Origin of the sequence: Streptomyces chilikensis, from assembly GCF_001642695.1 — a bacterium.
Lineage (GTDB): Bacteria > Actinomycetota > Actinomycetes > Streptomycetales > Streptomycetaceae > Streptomyces > Streptomyces chilikensis.
The window spans coordinates 1-1,794 of record NZ_LWCC02000001.1 but is presented as its reverse complement, the minus strand read 5'-3'; the positions used below and the strand labels follow the sequence as shown (position 1 = coordinate 1,794).

Sequence of the window (1,794 nt, the reverse complement as noted above, 5' to 3'; positions counted from 1 at the left end):
GCGCGGTGAGGTCGCTGATCAGGGCGGCCAGGGCGTCGCGGTCGGTGACGTCGCACGACGCCCACCGCACGGTGGCGCCCAGCTCCTGCAGCTCCTCGGCCAGCGCGGTCGCGGGGCGACGCGAGACGAGGACGAGGTCACGGACGCCGTGGGTGGTGACGAGGTGACGGGCGACCAGACCACCCAGCGCACCACCGGCACCGGTGATGAGCACGGGGCCGGTGACCGGCGGGAGCGCGGCTTCCACCGGGACCGTGGTGCGGACCAGCCGAGGCACCAGGACCTCACCCGCACGGACGGCGAGCTGCGGCTCGTCCAGGCCCGCAAGCGCCGCAACGTTGTCCATCGACCCGTCGGTGTCGACCAGGACGATCCGGTCGGGGTGCTCGGACTGCGCCGAGCGGACCAGACCCCACACCGCCGCGGCAGCGAGATCCGTGACCTGATCGGTCTCCCCTGTGGAGACCGCCCCACGCGTGGTGACGAGCAGACGGCCGTCCTGCTCGCCCGATGCGAGCCACTGCTGCAGCTGGGCCAGCACGTCGGCGACGACGGTCTGCACGGTCGCAGGGACGTCGCTGTCAATGTCGGTGGTGGGCACGTCGAGGACGTCCGCATCGACGGCCGTGCTCGGTGTGGTGGTGAGGTGCTGCCAGTGGAGGTGGAAGAGGGAGTCGTGGGTGGGGGTGTCGAGCTGTTCGGTGAGCTGGTGCAGGTGCCAGGCGGCGTCCGCCTTGGGCCGCAGCACCGTCGCCAGCCGCTCGGGGGTGAGGGATTCAAGGACACCGTCGTCGACCACACCGGCTGCGTGGACGACGCCGGACAGGCCCGGGCCGTCGGACGCGGTCAGCTCGTCGATCAAGGCGGCCAGGGCGTCGCGGTCGGTGACGTCGCACGGCGCCCAGCGGACCACGGCGCCCAGGTCCCACAGCTCCTCGGCCAGCGCGGTGGAGGGGCGGCGGGAGACGAGGACGAGGTCGCGGACATGGTGGGTGGTGACGAGGTGGCGGGCGACCAGGCCGCCCAGCGCGCCGCTGGCACCGGTGACGAGCACGGGACCCGTGACCGGCGGGAGCGCGGCTTCCACCGAGAGCGCGGCTTCCACCGGGACCGTGGTGCGGGCCAGTCGGGGGACCAGGATCTCGCCCTCGCGGACGGCGAGCTGCGGTTCGTCCAGGCCCGCAAGCGCCGTCAGGTCCTCTGTTGATCCATCGGTGTCGACCAGGACGATCCGGTCGGGGTGCTCGGACTGTGCGGAGCGGACCAGACCCCACACCGCCGCGGCGGCGAGGTTGGTGACCTCCTCGGTCCCGGTCGCGGCCATCGCACCGTTGGTGACGACGACCAAACGCCGGTCCTGCTCGCCCGCTGCGAGCCATTCCTGCAGCCGGGCCAGCACGTCGGCGACGACGGTCTGCACGACCGCCGGAACATCCCCGTCGGTGTGCGAGGCGGGTACCTCGAGGACGGTGGTGTGTGCCGGTGTTTCCGCCGGTGTGGCGGTGAGGTGCTGCCAGTGGAGGTGGAAGAGGGAGTCGTGGGTGGGAGTGTCGAGCTGTTCGGGGGTGACCGGGCGCAGGGTGAGAGCGTCGATGCGGCCCAGCGGAGCGCCGGTGGCGTCCGCCAGGTCCAGGGCGATGCCCCCGCCACTGTTGTTGGTGGTGATGCGGGTGCGCAGGACGGGTGAGCCGACCGCGGTCAGCTGGACGCCGGTGAAGGCGAAGGGCAGGCCGGGGCCGTCCAGGCCGGTGGGCAGGCCGCTGATGCCGATGGCGTGCAGGGCGGCGTCCAGCA

Annotated in this window: 1 protein-coding gene; it reads right to left on the bottom strand. The window is 72.8% G+C overall.

Features of this window, described 5'->3' with window-relative positions:
* On the bottom strand, nucleotides 1-1,794 hold a 1,794-nt coding region (locus A2U95_RS32260), incomplete at both ends, for an SDR family NAD(P)-dependent oxidoreductase (protein WP_240957139.1).